Raw genomic sequence first — 20,511 nt, 5'->3', positions numbered from 1 at the left:
ACCCAAAAGTAATTCTCAAACCACTTTAATTTTGAGGACCGTCCCTTTCGAGGGGCGGTTTTTTGTATAAATAAGCCCTTTTTTACAACGTTTTGTCTAAGCTCTAGTTGAAAAAGTAAGTAAAAAATTATATTTTTCTTAGGGTTTGATTAAAAGAGAGTGGTTTATGATTAAAAAAATTGCAATGCTAGCTCTTGCCGCTTCTGCGGCGTTTTCAAGTGTTTTTGCCGCCGATGAATGTTCTGTCACATTGACTGGCGACTTTATTTTTACGGGTAATCAGATAAAGCCCGCCGTAAAAAAGGTGGATTGCGGCGACGAAGAATATACCGATTTTGCGAAAATTGATTATGGAAAAAACATAAACGCTGGTACTGATGCCGGTTCTGTTACAATAACTTTGACTAACGGCGATGTAATTGAAAAAAAATTCGATATTAAACGAAAAGGTGTTCGTTTAATTGCGGATGATTGTGAAAAAGAACTAGGTGGCGAAGTTCCTAAATGCGGTGAGAACGAAAGCCCAACTCTTACGTGGACTATTGATAAAGTTAGCGATTTGTCGTCTCTCCAAGCGGATACCATGAGCAATTTTGTAAGCGAGTTGGAGCAAAAGGTGAAGTTGTCTGTTGCTGATGGTGTAGAAGAAGTCGGTGTCACTTTTGAAGTTGCTGTTGATCCTTCCGTTAACTTGACCACTCTTTTCCCGAACTACAATATTATTGTGAAAAGTGGTAAAATGAAAATCACCAAAACCATAATCACAATTGTTGTAAGGAGCACTGCAAAATTCTATGGCGAAGATGATCCGACATTCGAATACGATATTCGTGGAAATATCGTTGCCGCCGATTATGAGAAGCTTGGTAAAATTACATTGGCTAGAGCTGCTGGTGAAGATGCAACCTTCTATCCCATTGGGGTAAGCATTGATGGTAAAGAATATAAGGATAGACCTGCTAAGGTTGATGAATGTGAACTGCCTTACTGTAAAGAAACGTCTGATTACTACATATATGTAGTTTCTGGAACGTTTGTTATTCAACCAGCTACTGCTACGGTGATTGTAGATGACGTTTCGAAAACCTATGGCGATGCGACTCCAGAATTTACATACAAGGTTTCGGGCCTTTTGGGTGAGGACGTGCTGAAGGATGTTACGCTTGCTTGTGCTAAGTGCTCTGCGACGGGTCTTGAAAATGTTGACGAGTATGTTATTTCTGCAAGTGTGAACGTCTCGTCTAACCCCAACTACAAAGTGACGACTACGAACGGTACGCTTACGGTTAAACCGAAGGATGCTACTGTAACTCTTGCTAATGCTGAAAAGATTTATGGCGACCAGGACCCAGAGTTTAAGTACACTGTGGATGGCATTGTTGGAAATCAAAGTCTTAAAGGTGCTAAAATCACTCGTGACGAAGGTGAAGATGTTAATACATACAAAGTTAATATTGATTTCGCAGAAGGCTCTAATCCCAACTACACCTTGACTACGGTGCCGAGCTCTCTTACGATTACGCCCAAAGCTGTTACTTTGAACGTAACGGATATTACGAAAAAGTATGGCGAAAAAGATCCAGAACTGGCTTATACTGTCGATGGTATTGTTAAGTTTGGCAATGAAGAAGATGTATTGAAGGGCGTTTCCTTGATGCGTGAAGCTGGCGAAGATGCCGGTGAATATGCGATTACGGCAACAGTTGATGCTGAATCAAACCCGAATTACATTGTAAAAACCACTGATGGCAAGTTGACAATTACCGCTAATAACGACAAGATTGTGGTAACGATTAAGGGCCATACCGAGTCGCTTCAGTACGATGGTAATGAACATACAGTGCAGGGTTTCGATATTTCTACCAATAACGAAGCTTATTCTCTCAAGTTTGTCGAATATACCGGTGATTCCGTTGTTTCGGGCAAGGATGCTGGCAAGTACGCTATGGGACTTTCTGCAAGTCATTTCAAGAATACTTCTTTGAACTATCCCAATGTGACATTCAATATTACGGATGGTGTCTTGCAAATTGATCCGAAAAAGTTGGTGGTTACTGCTAATCCTGATACTATCACTTATGGTGATGAAATTCCGACTGACTTTACGTGGTCTGCTGATAGCCTTTTGGACGGTGATGAACTTGGTAACATTCATGTTACTCTTAATAAGACTGGCCGCCTTGATGCTGGTGATTATGCACTCACATTCGATCAGAGAAATCCGACCAATAAGAATTATACCGTAACCAAGTATGTTGCTAACATCCTTACTGTGCGTGAAAAGGTCGTGACGGTGACGGTTGCCGATACTTCTAAGGTCTATAGCGAAGCTGATCCAGAAAAGTACGAATATAAAGTTGAAGGTCTTCTTGATGGCGATGTACTTCCTGAACTTGTTCTGAAACGTCAGGCTGGTGAAGACGTGCTCCCGGATGATGAAACTTATGCCATTTCCGCTACTTTTGCTAAGGAAAAACCGAGCTCGAATTATTCTGTTAAAATCAATCAAGGTAACTTTACGATTAAGCCTTGCTCTCAAAAAATTACCGTTGCGATTTATGGGGAAACTGTTACCGCAAAGTATCAAGAAGGCGAAGAAATTACAATCCAGAAGAGCTTTGATGTAAGCCCGATGCGTATTCCTGGTGAACCTTGGTTGCCTGAAGAATTTGCATACAGAAAGGAATTTGTTACCTACAAGGGTGAAATGTCCATGACTGAAAAGGACCTTGGCGAATATTCTATGGGTCTTGTAGCTACGGACTTTGTCAATACTTCACTCAACTTTGACAATGTCAACTTCGTCGTTATTCTTGAGGGAACGTTTAAGATTACCGATAAGGAAACTTCTATTGCTCGCGTCAAGGATGTTAAGGCGTTTGGACTTTCTTCTATGAATCGTCAGATTCAGGTCAGCGGTGCTACGGCTGGAAAGCGTTTTGCCGTTATCGATATGAAGGGCAAGGTTGTTCGCCAGGGCGTTGTTGATTCCCCGAACTTTGAAATTCCGGTTTCGAATGCTGGCATTTACATGGTTCGTGTTGGCTCATCTACGCAACGTATCCGTATTAAATAGCTTTTTTATAGAATTTTGTTGTAGAAAGTCTCGGATTTGAGTCCGGGGCTTTTTGTTTTGATAACATTTTTTGCTATTTTAGAAGCATGCGCAAGTTTGTTCTTTTACCCTTGTTTTTTGGTTTATCTCTCGCTCAGGTCTCCTTTGCTCAAGTGCGAGACCTTTTCGATGAATTTGAAAAAGAAGCCGGTGTTCCTACGGCTCCAGCTGTGGAAACTCCAGCACCGGCAGCTCCCGCAAGTTCCGCTGCTGTTCAGACTCCAGCTCCGGTAACTCCGGCGAGCTCTGCTGCGATTGCTTTGAGCTCTTCCTCTGTGATAGTGAGTGTTCCGAGTTCATCGTCTGTGGCTGCGGTTGTCCCTGTGAGTTCCTCATCGCTTGCTCCGGTTGCGTCTAGCTCTTCTGTTGTGCCTTCTGCTGTAGAAGTTACTCCTGCTGTAGCAACGGCCGATACGGCGATTCTTGATTCTGCAACACGGGATTCCTTGATGCGCGAAGCCGCTATTGCCGAAGCCGAAAGTGTCCGTGCGCTTGCCGATTCTACCCGTAAGGCCGATTCTTTAGCCCAAGCACAGGCGGCAGGCCTTACGAACATGAGTAGCAGCTCTACTGCAGCTTCGTCTAACAGCATGAGCCGTCGTGAATTGCTTGGACCGGTAAAGGTTTCTAAGGTTAATGGTATTGACGAAATGAAGGGACGCTATAAGAATCCGCGTAAGGCTTTGTTCCTTTCGCTCTTGGTGCCGGGTGCTGGTCAAATGTATGTGGGCGGTAATACCTCGACTTATGTCCGTGGTGGTGTCTATATTGCTTTGGAAGTATTCTTGTGGAGTGCCTGGGCCTACAACTCTATTTACAAGTATAATCAGCAAGTTGACAAGTACAAAAAGTTTGCGAAGGAACACTACTCGATTGGTCGATATGAACGCGCTATGCGTGATCTTTACAATGCCGGTGGTTCGCTTTATCCTTCGACCTTCCGTAGCCGCTATATGGGCTCTCGCAAGTCGTTCTGCGAATCTATCTATGGCGATGCTACCTCGGCCAAGTGCTATCAAGAAAATGAATTGTTTGCTGGCGATGAACAGCACTACAACAAGTTTAATGACAAAAACAAAAAGCTTGCTGACGAAATGAAGGATTTCAAGAAATCCTTTGCCAACGAATCTGAATTGTTCCAGCTGATTTCAGAAGGTGTTTATGTGCGCGGTTGGGATGACGTTAAGGATGGTGGAACTGTAATCGATAATCTTAATCTCGAAGATGAAAATTCCGAAGTGGTTTCGCTGGGTGAATCCAAAAATTTGAACAAGTATCGTGACATGCGCAGTGACGCTAACGATTACGCTGACAGGCAGGTATTGTTCATTGGTGGACTCATCTTGAACCATATCGTTTCCGCTATTGATGCAGCCCTTACGGCTAACGCCCATAACAAGGTCCTTTACGAAGAAGACGTTTCTTGGTATGAACGCTTGCATTTCGATAGCGGCATGTCGTTCAAGGATTCCTTCGGTTGGTCGGTTCGTGCAAACTGGGGATTCTAATGCGCATCATTCTTGCCATACTGCTTGCGTCAGTCGCCGCTTTCTCGCAGATTGTGGTGAGCGTTGACCAAAACGTTTACAAGAACAGTGATAAAAACGTGTTCTTGGCCGTTGGTGCTTCGGCTCTTTTGCCGGGCATGGGCGAGCTTTATTTGGGCGAACAGAAGTTTGTGCGTCCGTTCGTGTGGACCGATCTAGCTCTGTGGGTTGCAGCTATTGGTTCTTATGTGGTGGGCGACCGCTATGTGACGTCTGCCCATAATTACGCCGTTCGCCATGCGGGATTTACTGGCGGCAAGGATGTCTCGCTTTTGAATACAGTGGGCTCTTACCGTAGTCGCTCTGGCGTGTTCGGTCAGAATTCTTCGCCGGATATGGACGAGGATTACAATCAGGCGATGATTCGTTCGGGCAAGAACATTGACGAGGAATTTTCGAAGGATATCTTGTGGGATTGGGGGAGCTCCGACAATCCGGAATCGACGGAGCATATCGAAGAATTCAAAAGTCGTATGCGCCATTTCCGTGTGAGCCGTATCGTGTTCCAGATTTCTGTTGGTGCGTTGATTTTGAACCGCGTGATTTCTATGCTCGATGCAGTGCGCATTTACCGCGCCACTTCGTCCAAGTCTTTCTCTAGTAGGGTGCAGTTTGAGCCGGAATTTTATCAGGACGGCGGCGCGCTCTTCATGAACGTGAAGTTTTAAGGTATGGGGTCGCTCCCGATGGTCGCTTTGGGGTATGAGGTTCTGAGCTAGTCATTCCTGCCGGCGAGCGGGAATCTCCTTTTTTATGCAACTCTTTTACAGCGCTAATCATCTAAATAACGAATTCTAAGTTCTGCCAACTAAGTTCTACTAACTGCGGCGCAGCCGCTAATTGATTATGAAACACCTTCTTCTAATAGCCTTATCTTCTCTCCTTCTTGTTGCTTGTGGTAGTAAAGACGATTCCGCCAAGGGTGCTCCTGGCGGCAAAGGTAATGGCGGTAAAAAAGCTGGCGCCCAGCGAATGCTCAATGTCGAAGGTTATGTGGCAGAGCTTTCTTCGCAAGGCAAAAATTTTCAGACAATGGCAACTCTCGTGCCGAGGAACAGCGTATCGCTCTCGGCGGCGATGTCTGGTCGCTTGGTTAGCCTTACTGCAAAGGATGGTGCTGTAGTCAAGAAGGGCGTGCTCCTTGCAAAGATTGATGATTCAGAACTCCGTGCGCAGCTCAAGCAAGCTGAATCGAACAGGATGCTTGCAGAGCAAAAAGAACAACGTGTTCGCGGTCTTTTTGAAAAGAATGGTGCCACAAAGCAGGACTTGGAATCTGCCGAGGCTTCGCTCAAATCGGCGCAGGCAAGTGTGGAACTGATTCGTGCTCAACTCGCAAAGACCGAAGTGCGTGCTCCGTTTAGCGGCAAACTTGGATTTGTCGATGTGTCCGTGGGCGCTTGGCTCAATTCCGGAACGCCGATTGCTGAACTCAGTGAAGTCGATCGCCTCAAGGCTAAGTTTGCTCTCCCGCAGCGTTACGCTTCTGTGATTAAGGTGGGCGACAAGATTTCGCTTAAGGATGCCGAGCGTAATGTCGAAAAGCAAGGCGTTGTGTCTGCGCTTGATGCCGTGATTTCCGAGAGCAGCCGCACTCGCCGCGTGATGGTCGATGTCGATAATGCGAAGGGCGAACTCATTGCAGGTAGCTTTGTGAGCGTGAATGTCGCGATGGAAGCTAGCAACGTGCAAAGCTTTACCATTCCGTCCGAAGCGATGATTCTCGACAGGGAAGGTGCTTACGTGTTCGTGAGCCAAGGCGGCAAAGCTAAAATCAAGCACATCACGACGGGGCTCCGCACGCCGATGTCTGTGCAGGTGCTTTCGGGTCTTGATGTTGGTGATACGGTTATCGTCTCTGGTATTGTGAGCCTTCGTCCGGGAGCCGATGTTAAGATTAAGGGACTCCGTCACTCGATTAATTACGAGGTGGAGTAATGAGCGTTAGCCAACTCTCTGTTCGCCGCCCAGTGCTTATGACAGTGATGGCGCTAGTCATCCTGTTGCTTGGCTTTTTTGGTTTGACTTCGCTTGGTATTCGTGAATACCCGAACGTCGACTATCCGTTGATTCAGGTGCGTACTTCTTACCCCGGTGCAAACGCTGCTGTCGTGGAAGCCGAAGTGACCGAAATTTTGGAAGCCTCCATCAACAGTGCGTCTGGTATCAAGGCGCTGACTTCGACGAGCCGCGATGGTTTCTCTTACATCAGTATTGAATTTGAAACGGGCATGGACCTGGAAGCGGCTGCGAACGAAATCCGTGACCGTGTGAGCCGCGTGCGCCGCCGCTTGCCCGATGACGTTGATGAACCGACTGTTTATAAGTCCGATAGCGATAACGATCCGATTTTGATGGTGAGCTTGGTGAGCGACAAGCTTGATCCGATGGACGTTTCTGAAATTGCGAATAACCATGTGAAGGAACGTTTGCAGACGATTAACGGTGTTTCTGAAGTGGCTATTTGGGGTGAAAAGCGTCCGGTGGTGCGTCTTTGGATAGACCCGATTCGCATGCAGGCCCTTGGTGTTTCGGGTGCGCAAATGGCAGCTGCTTTGAAACAAGGTAACTTGGAACTTCCGTCTGGTTCTATCGAAGGTAGCGAAACAACTCTTTCGATTAGAACGCTTGGCCGAATTCTCGATCCGAAGTCTTTTGGCAATATTGCTGTTAAGACAGCTGCCGATGGAAATGTTATCCGCATTTCGGATGTGGCGGACATCCATTACGAACCGAAAGATACGCGTACAGGTTTTAGACGTAACGGCAAGAATTCTATTACGCTTGCGCTTATGGCGCAGCCGGGCAGTAACCATGTGGAAATTGCAAACGAGTTTTACAAGCGTGTCGAAGATATCCGTCGTGAAATCCCGGAAGGCGTAGAATTGCTTTACGGTCGCGATACATCGATTAACATCCGCGCTTCTATCAAGGAAGTGGTGGAGACCATCTTTATTGCGTTTGTGCTCGTGATTGCAATTATCTTTGCATTCCTCCGCGAAGGCCGTACAACGTTTATCCCGATGGTTGTGGTGCCTGTATCTGTGATTGGTAGTTTCTTTGTGCTTTATCTCTGTGGGTTCAGTATCAATGTGCTTACGCTTTTGGCGATGGTACTTGCTATTGGGCTTGTGGTGGACGATGCTATTGTGATTGTGGAAAACATTTACCACAAGATTGAAAACGGCATGACGCCAAAACAGGCTGCTGTGGCTGGAACTAATGAGATCTTCTTTGCTGTGATTGCGACTTCGATTGTGCTTATGACCGTGTTTGTGCCTGTACTTGCGTTGGGGGGCACGACGGGGCTTTTGTTCCGCGAATTCGTGGCGGTGATGATTGGAACGGTGTTCCTTTCGACTTTGTGCGCTCTTACGCTTTCGCCGATGCTTTGTTCGAAATTTTTGAAACGCCAGAAACAGGGATGGTTTTTCCGCATTACAGAACCGTTCTTTGAAGGCTTCAACGGACTTTATTCCCGCTTGCTGGGTGGATTCCTTCGGTTGCGTTTTCTGTTGTTCCCGATTGTGGCGGCTCTGTTTGTGGCAGCGTATTTCTGCTTCAATAACATGAGTAGCGAAATGGCGCCGACTGAAGACTCTAACGCTGTGATGGTGAACATGAGCATGCCCGAAGGCGTGAACCTCTCGCGTACAAAGCGCATGGCTGACGAGTTTGTCGATGAAGTGACTTCGATTCTCGATTCCAATGAATATACGGAATTTCAGGCAGGTGCTTGGAATGCAGGCAACTCGAGAATGCGTTTGTTCCTGAATGACGATAAGAAAGCTCGTCGTCCGCAAAGTGAAATCGCAAGAGCGATCCAGGTGCTTGGTAATGAATATCCGGATTTGCGCGTGATGGTGTTTGAACCGCAGAGTATCAGTACGCAACGTGGTGGCCTTCCGGTGCAGTTTGTGTTGCAGGCTCCGAATATCGAAGTGTTGCGCGATCTTGTTCCGAAATTCGAAGAAGCGGCAAGCAAGAGCCCTGTGTTTAGCGTGGTGAACAGCAATTTGCGTTTCACGAAGCCGGAACTCCACATCGAGATTTTGCGTGACAAGGCGAACGAAGAAGGCGTTTCGGTGAATGATATTGCACAGGCGGTTCAGCTTGCGATAAGCGATCAGACGTATGGCGATTACTACAAGGACGGCCGCCAGTATGATATCATTGGCGCTGTCGGTTACCAGTACCGCGATACGCCTGAAAACTTCTCAATGCTTACGGTCAAGAACGGTAAGGGCGAGTTGGTGAGCTTGGATAACTTCATCACGTATAAGGAACAGTCGGCATCGCCGTCGCTCCCGCGTTACAACCGCTTTAGTGCGGCGACAATCCAGGCTGGGCTTGTACCCGGCAAGACGATTGGCGATGGTGTGGAAGAAATGCGCGCTATCGCAAAGAAGTTGTTGAAGGATTACCCGAGCGTGAGTACGACCTTGAGCGGTTCGTCCAAGGAATTTGAAGAAAGCTCTTCGGGCTTGTATGTGGTGTTCTTGCTTGCTTTGGCGCTAGTGTTCTTGGTGCTTGCCGGGCAGTTCGAAAGTTTCCGTGCGCCGTTCGTGATTTTCTTTACGGTGCCGCTTGCTCTCTCGGGGGCGTTGGTGAGCTTGTTTGTTACAGGCCAGACGCTTAATATCTTTAGCGAAATTGCTTTGATTTTGTTGATTGCTCTTGTGACGAAGAACGGCATTTTGATTGTGGAATTTGCTAACCAGATTGCCGAAAATACCGGATGCAGCAAGCTTGAGGCGGCTCGGATGGCGGCGGAACGCCGCTTCCGCCCAATTCTCATGACGAGCCTTTCGACGGTATTGGGCGCGGTGCCGCTCATCATGACCGGCACCCCGAGCCGCATTGCAATGGGTGTTGCTATTGTAGGCGGTCTTACGTTTGCAACGTTTATGACGCTCTTTATTGTGCCTGCCGCCTATAGCTTCTTTGCCGGAAAAGTCGAATCCGTCCGCAGTGACGCAAGTAAAATGGCTTAGTTTTAGACGAAAGAACGCCCGCTGTGGCGGGCTACAGACTAGAGACGAAAGATTTATAATGGCGCTTCGCGCTTTTATATTGGAGCGGCTTCGCTGCGATTATCCTTCTTTCGTCTTTCGTCTCTCGTCTTTCGTCTATTTCACCAGCTGAAATACTTTTTCGTTTTCGCGGCTCATGCCGTAGCGGGTGCGCAGAATTTCTTCTTTGTAGAGGGAGTCGGTCTTTAGCTTTTGGATGAGCTCGTCGCGTTCTTCGATAACTTTGCCGAGCGAGTCAATCTGCATCTGGTAGAGCTTGATTTCCCTCGCTATTCGACGTTGCTCCGGGATGCTGTTCTTGCCGAACAGCAAATGGAACACCAGGAACGCGAACGTAATCGAGGTGGCAATTCCAATAATAAGCCGAATGTGCAACTAATTATGCTCCGTTAAAATAGAATTGGAAGTTGTCCTTTGATGTGACCAGACCAGATATTTCTAGCTCCGTCAATATAGCTAAAAGTTCCGGTGCCTTAAAGCCAAAATCTTCTTGAAGTTCTGAAAATGTTTTGCGGAACCCGTTAAATCGGTCGAAAACCTTCTGCGCCCCGCTTGAAAGCTGGACTCCGCATGTTGTTAGCTGCTCGATTTTAGCTCCTTCGATGAGAGAAATGCCTGCTGCCGACCGCAAATTTTCGGGAATGAAGACGGGCTTTGCGTGCCCGCTGTCGAGGAGTGCGTTTGTGCCGCTATAGAGGTCGCAGTCGAAGTTCCCGGGGATGGCGAGGAGCAATTTGCCTTCGTCAATGCAATATTGTGCGGTGATGAGGGCGCCCCCTTTTTTGCGACTTTGTACTACGAGCGTTGCCTGGCTGAGTCCACTGATAATGCGGTTGCGGGCTACAAAGCAACCTTTGTAGGCGGGAGCGTCCCCTTCGTATTCGCTTAGGAGCGCGCCTCCGGCTTGCAAAATGCGTTCTGCAATAGTTGCGCGTTCTCCATCGATTTTGGCGTCTAGCCCTTGCGCGAGAACGGCTATCGTCGGAATTCCGGCGTCTAATGAGGCTTTGTGGCAAAAGCTATCGATGCCTTGGGCAAGCCCAGAAACCACAACCGCGTTCGTGCCTTTTAGCGATGCGACAAGCCGCCTGCAAAGCTCTTCGGCAGAGGCTGTCGGGCGGCGGGTGCCGACCATGGCGATTCCGATTTTATCCGCGGAGGGGAGGGCGCCTTTGCAAAAAAGACGCTTGGGACGGTATTTGGATTGCCCTAATAGCAGGGGATATGTTTCGGGGGCGAGTTCGCGGTACGGTTCGTTTAAAAGATTCGTTTCCATAAGTTCTTAATAAAGATTCCCGACGCACAAGTGGGGTGGGGTTGAATAAACGTAACGATAAAAGGAAACGATAAAATTAACGATATGTAATTTACTGATTTTGTTGAATAAAAACAAGGGCCACGTTATACTTTCTATCTTTTAAGGCATGAAATACTCGTTTAACGATTTGGTTGATATTATGGCGCGTCTCCGCTCGGAGAACGGTTGCCCGTGGGACCGCAAGCAAGATACGCATTCGCTGTTGCCTTATCTGGTCGAAGAAAGTTGTGAGTTTATCGATGCCGCACAAGAGGGCGACAAGGAGCACATGTGCGAGGAACTTGGCGATGTGCTTTTCCAAGTGATTTTTCATTCGCAAGTGTGCAAGGAACAAGGCGATTTTTCCATTGACGATGTGATTCAAGGACTTTGCGAAAAGATGGTGCGCAGGCATCCACATGTTTTTGGTGATGCTCAAGTTGATAATGCTAACGAAGTCAGCCGCCGTTGGGAACGCATCAAGGCACAAGAAAAGAACAACTTAAAGCATGCCGGTGAATCTATTATGGATAAAGTTAGCAAAAGCATGCCAACGCTTGCCCGTAGCCAAGATATTATCCGTCGTGTGGCCAAAGTCGGTTTTGACTGGGGCGAACCGGGGCCCGTATTCGACAAGGCTCAAGAGGAATTTGCGGAATTTCGCGCCGAGATGGAAAATGTTTCTCCTGAAAAAGATAATGTAGATCGCCTGGAAGATGAATTTGGCGATATCATGTTTAGCCTTGTGAATGTGGCGCGCCATTGCGGTTTTAATGCGAATATTGCCTTGCAACGTGCAAACAACAAATTCGAAAAGCGCTTCCGCGAAGTGGAGCGCCGTGTTAAGGAACAAGGTCAAGAAATCAAGGATGTTGGGCTAGAAGGCCTGCAAAAGCTCTGGAAAGAAGCTAAGGCAAAAAGCGTTTAATGCTATTCCTTGATTGTGATACTTTTTCTATTAAGGGATTCTATTTTCAAGATGCCCTTTGATTTCGAAAAATAGAGGTATGCTGGTTCCCCTAATTCGGAAGAGTCTTCGTTGTAGCTGCGGGCGTTGACGTGGCGTGAATCCAAGATGACAAATACACTGTCGTAGGAAACATCGTTGAATGTCACCGTATTTAGCATTGTGATGTGTCCTTCGATGCCTGATTCTACGGGCACTCCAGAAGAGTCTAGGTCTACATAAAAACTAGTATTTTCGAAGTTGATGTAAAACGGTGTGATGAAACTGGCTTGATTGTTTTCGTTAACGAATTCAATCCGTCCGTTGAATTGAACGTCTAAGCTTATGGCTTGTTCGTTTGATTTAAGTTGTATATCACGATTTTCGATGCTTATTTCAGAGCAAAAATCAGTCTTGTTTTCGGTGTAGATTGTGTCCTTGGTTACGGACAAATCGAATTCAAATCCATCAGAATGAACATAATGCACTTTGTTCCCAATCTTGAATAGATCGGCTGTTTTTGCATAATTTGTGAGAGGTTTTTGAAAATGGTTGATTTCGCTGCAAGAATCCTCGCAGTCTTCGCAAGCGCATGCCGCAAAACTCGCTGCAATTCCAATTGCGAATAGAGTAAGCAATTTAGCTGAAGTATTTTTTGCGAAAAATTGAAGAATCTTGTTTGTCATACAGCACCTTTTCTTTACCTCGATGAATTAAAGTAGCAAATAGCACAGATTGAGAAAAGTGAATTTTTTGAATAATTTGGGCAACTTTGTAAATTTTTCATTCCATTTTGGAGTATGCTTTGTGCGAAAAATTTTTCCATGCCAATATTTCGTGTGGTATATTATTCTTGTGGCACAAGTAAATTCTGGTTCTGAGACGGGAAGCCGAATCGAATCGCGGAGTAGAACTTACTAGTGTTACGTTATAAAGAGAGTCCCGTGAGCCCGCCTTGTGGGACTCTTCCTTTATAAGGGAAGTTTTATACGAGTTAAAAATGAGGATATGTGGCTCAGCTAGGGTGTTTGGGTCAATAAAAAAGGCCTGCAACCAAAGTTGCAGGCCTTTTTTGTAAGCTTTTCAAGAAGGCTTGGCTTTTAGAATTCGTGAGCAAAAAGAAACCCTCGGTATTATAACCGAGGGCTTTAAAGTATTTAGACTTTAGTCAATATTAAGCGCGAGCCTTGACCTTGTCGCCGTACTTCTTGATGAGTTCTTCCTGGATGTTCTTCGGAACCGGGAGGTACTTGCAGAATTCCATGGTGAATTCTGCCTTACCCTGGGTCATGGAACGGAGGTCCGTAGCATAACCGAACATTTCGGAAAGCGGAACTTCAGCATCGATTGTGGTCATGCCCTGTTCTTCGCTAGTGCCAGTGATAGCACCACGACGCTGGGACACGTTACCCACAACGCCGCCCTGGAATTCGGTCGGAGTCTGGATTTCGACCTTCATGATCGGTTCGAGGATCTGAGCACCAGCCTTGGCGAAAGCTTCGCGGAAGGCCATACGGGCTGCAACCTGGAACGCCATATCAGAGGAGTCGACCGGGTGGAATGCACCATCCTGAACTTCCATTTCGATACCCACAACCGGGAAGCCGATCAAAGAACCTGCTTCCATGCAGCTCTGGAAACCCTTGTCGCAAGACGGGATGTATTCCTTCGGAATACGGCCACCGACGACGGAGTTGACGAAGTTGTAGACCTTTTCCTGGTCGCCTTCGACAGCCATCGGACGCATTTCACCGACGACCTTAGCGTACTGACCGGAACCACCAGTCTGCTTCTTGTGGGTGTAGTCGAACTTGGCCGGGCGGGTGATGGTTTCGCGGTAAGCCACCTGCGGAGCACCAGTCGTCACGTCGCACTTGTATTCACGGCGCATACGTTCGATATAAACGTCAAGGTGAAGTTCGCCCATACCCTTGATGATGGTCTGACCAGATTCCTTGTCAACTTCGACCTGGAACGTCGGGTCTTCCTTCGTGAAGCGGTTGAGGGCCTTGGACATGTTGTCGAGGTCGTCACGGTTCTTGGCTTCAATAACAAGTTCGATAACCGGGTTAGGAACGTGCATAGAAGTCATGTTGTAGTGGTTCTTGCCATCCGTGAATGTCGTACCGGATGCGCAGTCGATACCGAACAGAGCAACGATGTCGCCTGCACCAGCTTCGGTGATGTCCACCATTTCGTCAGCGTGCATACGAACGAGACGGCCAACGGAAACCTTCTTGCCGGTTGCCATGTTGGTGATCATGTCGCCCTTCTTAAGGGTACCCTGGTAAACGCGGACGTAGGTGAGCTGGCCATAGCGATCGTTCACGAGCTTGAATGCGTAGCAAACGAGCGGTGCGTTGTCTTCGGACTTGAGGATAACTTCTGCTTCGTTGTTGTCGAGGTCGAGAGCCTTGTTTTCAACGTCGGTCGGGCACGGGAGGTAGTCGATGACACCGTCGAGGAGCTTCTGGACACCAACGTTCTTGTGAGCGGAGCCCATGAACACCGGAGTGATGTCGAGACGGATGGTAGCTTCGCGGATAACCTTCTTGAGGAGGGCCTTGTCGATCTGGTCAACGCCATACTGGCCTTCCATAGCCTTTTCCATGACTTCGTCGCTGTAGTCAGCGCAGCAGTCAACGAGCTTTTCACGGTATTCATTAGCCTGATCGACGAGTTCTTCCGGGATATCCTTTTCGATCATGTCGTCGCCGTTTTCGCCTTCGAAGTAGTAGGCCTTCATTTCGATAAGGTCAACCACGCCCTTAAGATTGGATTCCAAACCTATAGGAATCTGCATCACGCACGGCTTGTGGTTGAGCTTTTCCTTGAGCATGACAGCCACGCGGAGCGGGTTTGCACCAGAGCGGTCGCACTTGTTCACGAACACGACGCGCGGTACATGGTAGCGCTTCATCTGACGGTCAACAGTAATAGACTGGGACTGAACGCCTTCAACGCCAGTGAGGACGAGGATAGCACCGTCCAACACGCGGAGAGAACGTTCCACTTCGATCGTGAAGTCCACGTGCCCCGGGGTATCGATGATGTTGATGGAGTCGCGTTCACCGGAAGTTCCATGGAGTCCATCGTGGCACCGACGCCGTCTTTACCACGAACTTCGTGGATAGCGTGGATACGCTTTGTGAAGTAGAGGATACGTTCGGTAAGAGTTGTCTTACCGGAGTCGATGTGAGCAGAAATACCAATATTTCTGTGCAGCTGAATGTCTTTCATATTTTTATTCCACTAATGGAGTTGATGTTATTGAATGTTGCGCCCAAAAATAGAAAATTTTGGGGGGAACTCAAGGGCGGTTTTTCATTTGATAGTATAAAAGGGGGCGAAAATAGCTAAATCTTGCGTTTTTTGATGATTTGGCACACTAAAATTGCGGTGAAAACAGAAATCGCTGCCCATACAATATAAGTGTGGAATGACATCCACGGGCCAAAACTCATAAAATAACGTTGTGCGACCGTATAAAAGTTGTTGCTTTCGATAGCTTCGGCGAGCCCATCCGCGTTTATCGGGAGGTAAAAGTGGCTGAGGACAAGTTGCAGAACGATCAAGGCTGAGACGGATTTTACGTTCAAGTTCATTTTGTCGAGGAGGCTTGCGAGCGGGACGAGGGCCAATGGAATTTGCGGGAGTATGTGCCTGGCTTCGCTGTCCGTTGCAAAAAAGAGAAAAGCGACAAATGCAATGGTGTAGCCGACAGTGCGGTGGAATACGTCTTTTAAAAGATGGCGGAAGAGGATTAATACAAGCATCGGAAGAATCCCAAAGTAGGATATATGGCCGATAAGTGTGATAAGCGGATACTTGAGCGGTCGAAGAAGTATTTGAAGGGCGAATGCGGCTTCATTGAAGAAAAATTCGTTATTCGCGTACATGCGGAAGAAAATGTTTATTGCGAGGAACGGAATAGCGATACTTGTTATTTTTTTCCAGGGAATGCTAAGATTTTTTTTGTGCGGGCAGTAAATGTTGTAGTTGCAGTGGCGAAAAAGAATGTACAGGAAAACGCTCCAGGCACATGCATTTGTGATGAGGAACGGCAAGTATGCTTGCATACAGAGCATGCTTTCGAGAATAGCTTGCTTGTGCAACACGTAAAGCGTTACGACTGCTCCGATGGAAAGTAGGGGGAATACAATCGAAACTAATTTCCCGGTGATAAAATTTAGGCGAAGCCCGTCTTGCGGAAAGGGTTTATTAAAGATGTACAATAGCCATATTGTGTATGAGACTGTGGGCCAGGTGATAAGTCCCAAGAACGAAATGGATAATGCGAGAAAGATGTTTTTTTGCTGGAGATAATAGAATGAAACGAGAAAGATTGTGGTGGCGAAAGCATCGGTCTGGAATATCTCGTAACCGAAATTTTTAAGGGTGAAATAGTTGAAAAAGAAACATGCAAAGATGATAGACGTGGTTGTCTTTTTCCAGTTGTTTAGGCGTGCTAGCTTGAAAAAGAATGTTAGCTGGATCGCGAGATTCAAGTAATGGAGAACATACATCGAGTACATTAGGTTTGCATGACTTGGCTCGATGCTGAAAATGGAAAAAAACAAATTAATTAGGAAAAATGGGAAAATGCGGAAGATGCGGAAGCGGTCGTAGGCATTTTCAAAAAAGTCCGTCGAAAAATTCTGGGCGACGCTATAATAAAAGGTTCCGTCATAGCCCGCGCCATCGTTGAGTGGAATCTTTTCGCCAAAGAAGGAAAATGAAAAAAGAAATACAAGAACTAAAACAAGGAGTACAAAGACTCCTTGCTGATTGAGAATATTCTTGATGGTTTGTGAAATGGACACGGAAAGCTAAATGGATTTGTCCGTCTTGTTTTCGTCAGTGCTTTCGGTGTTTTCTGTTGATTCTGCATCGGATTCGCTGGAATCAGGATCTTTGTCGATGCTATTTTCGACGAGTTCCGGCTTTTCAACGCCTTCGAGTGCTTTGAAATATGCTGTGGCGGTCTTTCCGACTTCGGTGGTGTCAAAGTAAGTGTAAGCACCATTTCCGATAGCGCCAATAGCGGGGATGGCGCGGAGTGCGATGCGACCGAGGAAGTTTGCAGAAATCTTCACGCCGATTTTTTGGAGCAACTTCTGGAGTGCTGTGAGCGAGAGTTTCTGAACAACGATGCGGCTTCCGGTGCGGACTGCAACATCACGAAGGAGCGAGGCTGCACTGTGGCGGAAAAGACACCAGACCATGGCTTCGCGGCTGAGCATGGCGAACTTGCCATAGGTGCAGGCGATATCAGAAACGAGCTGTGCCTGGATGCGCCAAACCGCGGCAATATCCGGGATGGAGGTCAAGACACCTGTAAAACCGGCCGGGATGGAGAGCGATGTACTCACCGTGGCTGCCTTCAATGCGGCCTGCTTGATAAGTACTTCGGCGCGCTTGTCGGGATCGCTGTTGGGGCAAAGGAGCGAGTCTGGAATGTCCGTAATCAGATTGAAGACGATAGAGTTGAACAGTTCCTGAATGGATTCGCTTTTTTTGTCTTTGTATTCTTTAAAATTCAACATGGGCTTGCTCCTTTTAGATCTCCTGTTTCAAGAACATTTTAACAATTCTTGAGAGTTTTTGGGGAATCCTATATTGAAAATTACTTTTTTCTAGCCACAAGTGAACAATTTCATCGACCCAAATTCGATCTGAGGCTATTTTTTCGACGATTATTTCGGTTTCTTCGCCATTTTCTACGAGTTTGTAGTTCAAATGGAACGAAATGGGTGTGGTTTCGCCATGCGGGAGGACCGTGAGGTCCATCGTCTGTTTCTCGGCGTTGACACTAAAAGAAATGTTGTTGAAGACTTTTTGAAGTTGTTCGTCCATGATAAAATTCCTTCGGTGCCAGTTAGAACAAAATTTTGGCGAATAAGCCGGTGCCTTTTGGGAGCGCTTTCTTGATGGAATGGTCCTTGAACCACCACGCGGCGATTTCGTTGATCATCACTCTCGGACTATCGACTTTGTTTATGACAATCAAAGTTCCTTCATCTGTATCTTCAAAGCAATAGTGGGCGCAAAGAAGAGTCGGCTCGGTCTCGCCATGCAGAAGGATGGTGATGTTCGCTTGGTTTTCTTGTGAATCTATATCAACGTTTTGGATTTCTCCAAATTGCTTGAAGAAATCGTTACGCTGAAAAAAGAATTCAATCGCTTTGTCGCGGGCGTTACTGAGGAAGGACATGGCTATCTTGGCAACGTGAGAATGTCGATGCCATCCTTGGTCTTCACGACGGTGTGTTCCCACTGGGCACTGAGCGAGCCGTCGCGGGTCACTGCGGTCCAGCCGTCGGCGAGAGTCTTGGTGCCCGGGCGACCGACGTTGAGCATCGGTTCTACGGTGAACACGTTACCGACTTCGATGAACGGGCAACGTTCGTAGTTGCGGAAGTGGTAGACGGTCGGTTCTTCGTGGAAGCCGCGACCGATGCCGTGACCGCAGTAGTCTTCGACAACGCTAAAGCCATGTTCGTCGGCGATGTCCTGGATGGCGCAGCCGATGTCGTTCCAGTGGGCGCCTCTTTCGCCAGCAGCGCGGATGCCTTCTTCCATGCAGAACTTGGCGGTGTCCACGAGTTCACGGGCGATGTCGGAGACCTTACCAACGCAGAACATGGCGGAGGTATCGCCGTGATAGCCGGAGAGGATTGTCGTGATGTCGATGTTCACGATGTCGCCATCCTTGAGGATGGTGTTCGCGTTCGGGATGCCGTGGCAGACAACTTCGTTGATGCTGATGCAGGCGTAGCGCGGGTAGCCGTGGTAGCCCATGCAGGCGGAGATGCCCTTGTGCTGGCGAGTGTAGTCGCCGATGAATTCATCGATTTCGAGGGTGGAGACGCCGGGCTTGCACATTTCTCCCGCGCGGATCAGCGTTTCGGCGGCGAGAGCGCCGGCATCGCGAATCAGTTCGATTTCTTTTGCGGATTTTACTTTGATCTTAGCCATAATTAGTTAGAAGTAGGAAGTTATGCCATAATAAGCGTGAGCATCGAGTCTAATGATCTATAGCAAATGTAGGATATCGGAGTTTCTTTATAATTGACTTTATTGACAAGCAATACTGTCTACTTCCTACTTCCTACTGTCTACTATATCACTTCCTCCATGCAAATTTATCTAACAGATACGCAAGTAGCATCTGGTCGTCGGTGGTGCCGTTCGCGAGATCCTTAACGAGCGGGAGCATGCGGCTGATGCGTTCAGTTGCTTTTTGACCGCCGAAGTGCTTGCGGACTTCTTCGAGGCGGACTTTGGTACGTTCGCTCACCTTCTTCGCGATTTCTTCGTTTGTAAGCGGATCCATCTTGATGAAGTTGATGCCGAAGTCGACTGCCGTTTGGCGCAGGTCGATTTCTTCGACCGGCGTGATGAGCGAGATGCAAAGACCGCTACGGCCTGCTCTTGCGGTACGCCCGCTGCGGTGCACGTACACTTCGTGGTCGGCGGGGTGGTCGTAAACAATCACGTGCGTCACGTGGTCCACGTCGATACCGCGGGCTGCCACATCGGTGCAGATGAGGATCTTGAGTTTCTTGTCGCGGAAGGCGTTGAGCGTCTTTTCGCGGAGGCTCTGGGCCACATCGCCGCTGAGGGCGCCAACTTCAAAGCCGTAACCGGAAAGCACTTGTTCCAAGTAGCTCACGTCGCGCTTGTAGTTGCAGAAAATCATGCAGCTTTCAGGATTGTAGTATTCCAGAACCTTGATGGTCATGGAATCCTTTTCCATCACGTCGCAAGTGTAGTAGCGGTGTTCGAGGTTGTTCGCGATGACCTTGTCATAGCTGAGCGAAAGGAAATCGGCACCCGGGCGCTGGAATTCGCGGGCAAGGCTTTTGACCGTCTGCGGAATCGTAGCGCTGTACATCGTGCAAGAGATTGCCTTCGGCAAGTACTTGCGGATTTTCTGCATGTCGGGGTAGAAACCCATCGAGAGCATTTCATCGGCTTCGTCAAGCACGAGATCACGGATAGAAAGCAAATCAACATTGCCGCGCTGGATGTGGTCCATGAGTCGGCCCGGAGTAGCGACAATGACATGTACGCCGGAACGGAGCGCCTTGATTTGCGGTTCGTAGTTCACGCCGCCAAAAATAGCGACGGACTTGATGCCTGTACCCTTCGAGAGCTTTTCGAATTCTTCTTGCACCTGGATGCAGAGTTCTCGCGTTGGCACAAGGATAAGTGCCTGCGGATACGGATGGTCACGGACAATGACCTGCAAAAGCGGGAGGGCGTACGCGCCCGTCTTGCCCGAACCCGTCTTCGATTGCACGAGCATATCGCGGGCGGCGAGCATGTAAGGGATGGACTTGCGCTGGACGGGCATGAGTTCGGTCCAACCGTGTTCCCGGAGAATAGCCTTCTGTTCTTCGGGGAGCATGTCAAATGTATAATCGGGGAGCTTGTTCTTGGGCTCGATAATTTTAACAGGCGTTAAAAACGGATTTACTCTTTCTTTCGTTTCTTCTTTAATGTCTTCACTCATAGTGGTGGCAAAGATAGAAAAATTGCAAGTAGGAGGTCTTAGTTGAGAGTTCCAA

Annotated in this window: 16 protein-coding genes and 1 pseudogene; 7 read left to right on the top strand and 10 right to left on the bottom strand. The window is 47.8% G+C overall.

Going from position 1 to position 20,511, the window contains the following annotated elements:
- Positions 1 to 166: 166 nt before the first annotated feature.
- The 5 genes from HUF13_RS03040 to HUF13_RS03020 all read left to right on the top strand — a co-directional run bounded on the left by HUF13_RS03040 (position 167) and on the right by HUF13_RS03020 (position 9,656).
- Entirely contained in the window at positions 167 to 3,076 is a 2,910-nt protein-coding gene (locus tag HUF13_RS03040; RefSeq protein WP_173473753.1) for an MBG domain-containing protein, read from the top strand.
- 86 nt (positions 3,077 to 3,162) lie between these two features.
- Positions 3,163 to 4,623, top strand: a complete 1,461-nt coding sequence (locus HUF13_RS03035) for a hypothetical protein (RefSeq protein ID WP_173473752.1) — start codon at positions 3,163 to 3,165, stop codon at positions 4,621 to 4,623.
- Positions 4,623 to 5,330 carry a hypothetical protein gene (locus tag HUF13_RS03030; protein ID WP_173473751.1) on the top strand — a complete coding sequence of 236 codons (708 nt, stop codon included), beginning with the start codon at positions 4,623 to 4,625 and terminating at the stop codon, positions 5,328 to 5,330. The genes HUF13_RS03035 and HUF13_RS03030 overlap by 1 nt, the downstream gene beginning before the upstream one ends.
- Before the next feature lie 178 nt (positions 5,331 to 5,508).
- Entirely contained in the window at positions 5,509 to 6,600 is a 1,092-nt protein-coding gene (locus tag HUF13_RS03025; protein WP_173473750.1) for an efflux RND transporter periplasmic adaptor subunit, read from the top strand.
- Positions 6,600 to 9,656 carry an efflux RND transporter permease subunit gene (locus HUF13_RS03020; RefSeq protein WP_173473749.1) on the top strand — a complete coding sequence of 1,019 codons (3,057 nt, stop codon included), beginning with the start codon at positions 6,600 to 6,602 and terminating at the stop codon, positions 9,654 to 9,656. Before HUF13_RS03025 ends, HUF13_RS03020 begins: the two co-directional genes overlap by 1 nt.
- A gap of 135 nt (positions 9,657 to 9,791) precedes the next feature.
- Here the strand turns inward: HUF13_RS03020 and HUF13_RS03015 are convergent, their stop codons facing one another.
- On the bottom strand, positions 9,792 to 10,070 hold the full coding sequence (locus HUF13_RS03015) for a septum formation initiator family protein (RefSeq protein WP_173473748.1): 279 nt from the start codon (positions 10,068 to 10,070) through the stop codon (positions 9,792 to 9,794).
- A 4-nt stretch (positions 10,071 to 10,074) separates the two neighbouring features.
- Positions 10,075 to 10,971, bottom strand: a complete 897-nt coding sequence (locus HUF13_RS03010) for a DNA-processing protein DprA (protein ID WP_173473747.1) — start codon at positions 10,969 to 10,971, stop codon at positions 10,075 to 10,077.
- 148 nt (positions 10,972 to 11,119) lie between these two features.
- Between HUF13_RS03010 and mazG the strand changes: the two genes are divergently transcribed.
- Positions 11,120 to 11,920 carry a nucleoside triphosphate pyrophosphohydrolase gene (gene mazG, locus HUF13_RS03005; protein ID WP_173473746.1) on the top strand — a complete coding sequence of 267 codons (801 nt, stop codon included), beginning with the start codon at positions 11,120 to 11,122 and terminating at the stop codon, positions 11,918 to 11,920.
- 2 nt (positions 11,921 to 11,922) lie between these two features.
- Here the strand turns inward: mazG and HUF13_RS03000 are convergent, their stop codons facing one another.
- Entirely contained in the window at positions 11,923 to 12,624 is a 702-nt protein-coding gene (locus tag HUF13_RS03000) for a hypothetical protein (protein ID WP_173473745.1), read from the bottom strand.
- 488 nt (positions 12,625 to 13,112) lie between these two features.
- Positions 13,113 to 15,178: pseudogene (gene fusA, locus HUF13_RS02995) on the bottom strand (elongation factor G).
- Here fusA and HUF13_RS02990 point away from each other — a divergent pair.
- Entirely contained in the window at positions 15,134 to 15,298 is a 165-nt protein-coding gene (locus tag HUF13_RS02990) for a hypothetical protein (protein WP_173473668.1), read from the top strand. The pseudogene fusA and the gene HUF13_RS02990 overlap by 45 nt on opposite strands.
- Here HUF13_RS02990 and HUF13_RS02985 read toward each other — a convergent pair.
- The 6 genes from HUF13_RS02985 to HUF13_RS02960 form a co-directional block, all read right to left on the bottom strand.
- Positions 15,295 to 16,761, bottom strand: coding sequence for a hypothetical protein (locus HUF13_RS02985; RefSeq protein ID WP_173473744.1), 1,467 nt, complete (start codon positions 16,759 to 16,761; stop codon positions 15,295 to 15,297). The two genes, HUF13_RS02990 and HUF13_RS02985, sit on opposite strands and share 4 nt — an antisense overlap.
- Before the next feature lie 6 nt (positions 16,762 to 16,767).
- On the bottom strand, positions 16,768 to 17,484 hold the full coding sequence (locus tag HUF13_RS02980) for an EcsC family protein (RefSeq protein WP_173473743.1): 717 nt from the start codon (positions 17,482 to 17,484) through the stop codon (positions 16,768 to 16,770).
- Positions 17,485 to 17,497: 13 nt separating this feature from the next.
- Positions 17,498 to 17,794, bottom strand: a complete 297-nt coding sequence (locus HUF13_RS02975) for a hypothetical protein (RefSeq protein WP_173473742.1) — start codon at positions 17,792 to 17,794, stop codon at positions 17,498 to 17,500.
- 22 nt (positions 17,795 to 17,816) lie between these two features.
- Positions 17,817 to 18,152 (bottom strand): hypothetical protein, encoded by a 336-nt coding sequence (locus HUF13_RS02970; RefSeq protein ID WP_173473741.1) that lies wholly within the window; start codon positions 18,150 to 18,152, stop codon positions 17,817 to 17,819.
- Between the two features lie 2 nt (positions 18,153 to 18,154).
- Complete coding sequence (gene map / locus HUF13_RS02965; protein WP_072826825.1) at positions 18,155 to 18,916, bottom strand: type I methionyl aminopeptidase; 762 nt, start codon at positions 18,914 to 18,916, stop codon at positions 18,155 to 18,157.
- A gap of 148 nt (positions 18,917 to 19,064) precedes the next feature.
- On the bottom strand, positions 19,065 to 20,456 hold the full coding sequence (locus tag HUF13_RS02960; RefSeq protein WP_173473740.1) for a DEAD/DEAH box helicase: 1,392 nt from the start codon (positions 20,454 to 20,456) through the stop codon (positions 19,065 to 19,067).
- Positions 20,457 to 20,511: the final 55 nt, after the last annotated feature.

This window comes from Fibrobacter succinogenes (assembly GCF_902779965.1).
Classification (GTDB): domain Bacteria; phylum Fibrobacterota; class Fibrobacteria; order Fibrobacterales; family Fibrobacteraceae; genus Fibrobacter; species Fibrobacter succinogenes_F.
The sequence above is the reverse complement of the archived record's forward strand: the minus strand, read 5'-3'. Positions and strand labels throughout refer to the sequence as shown.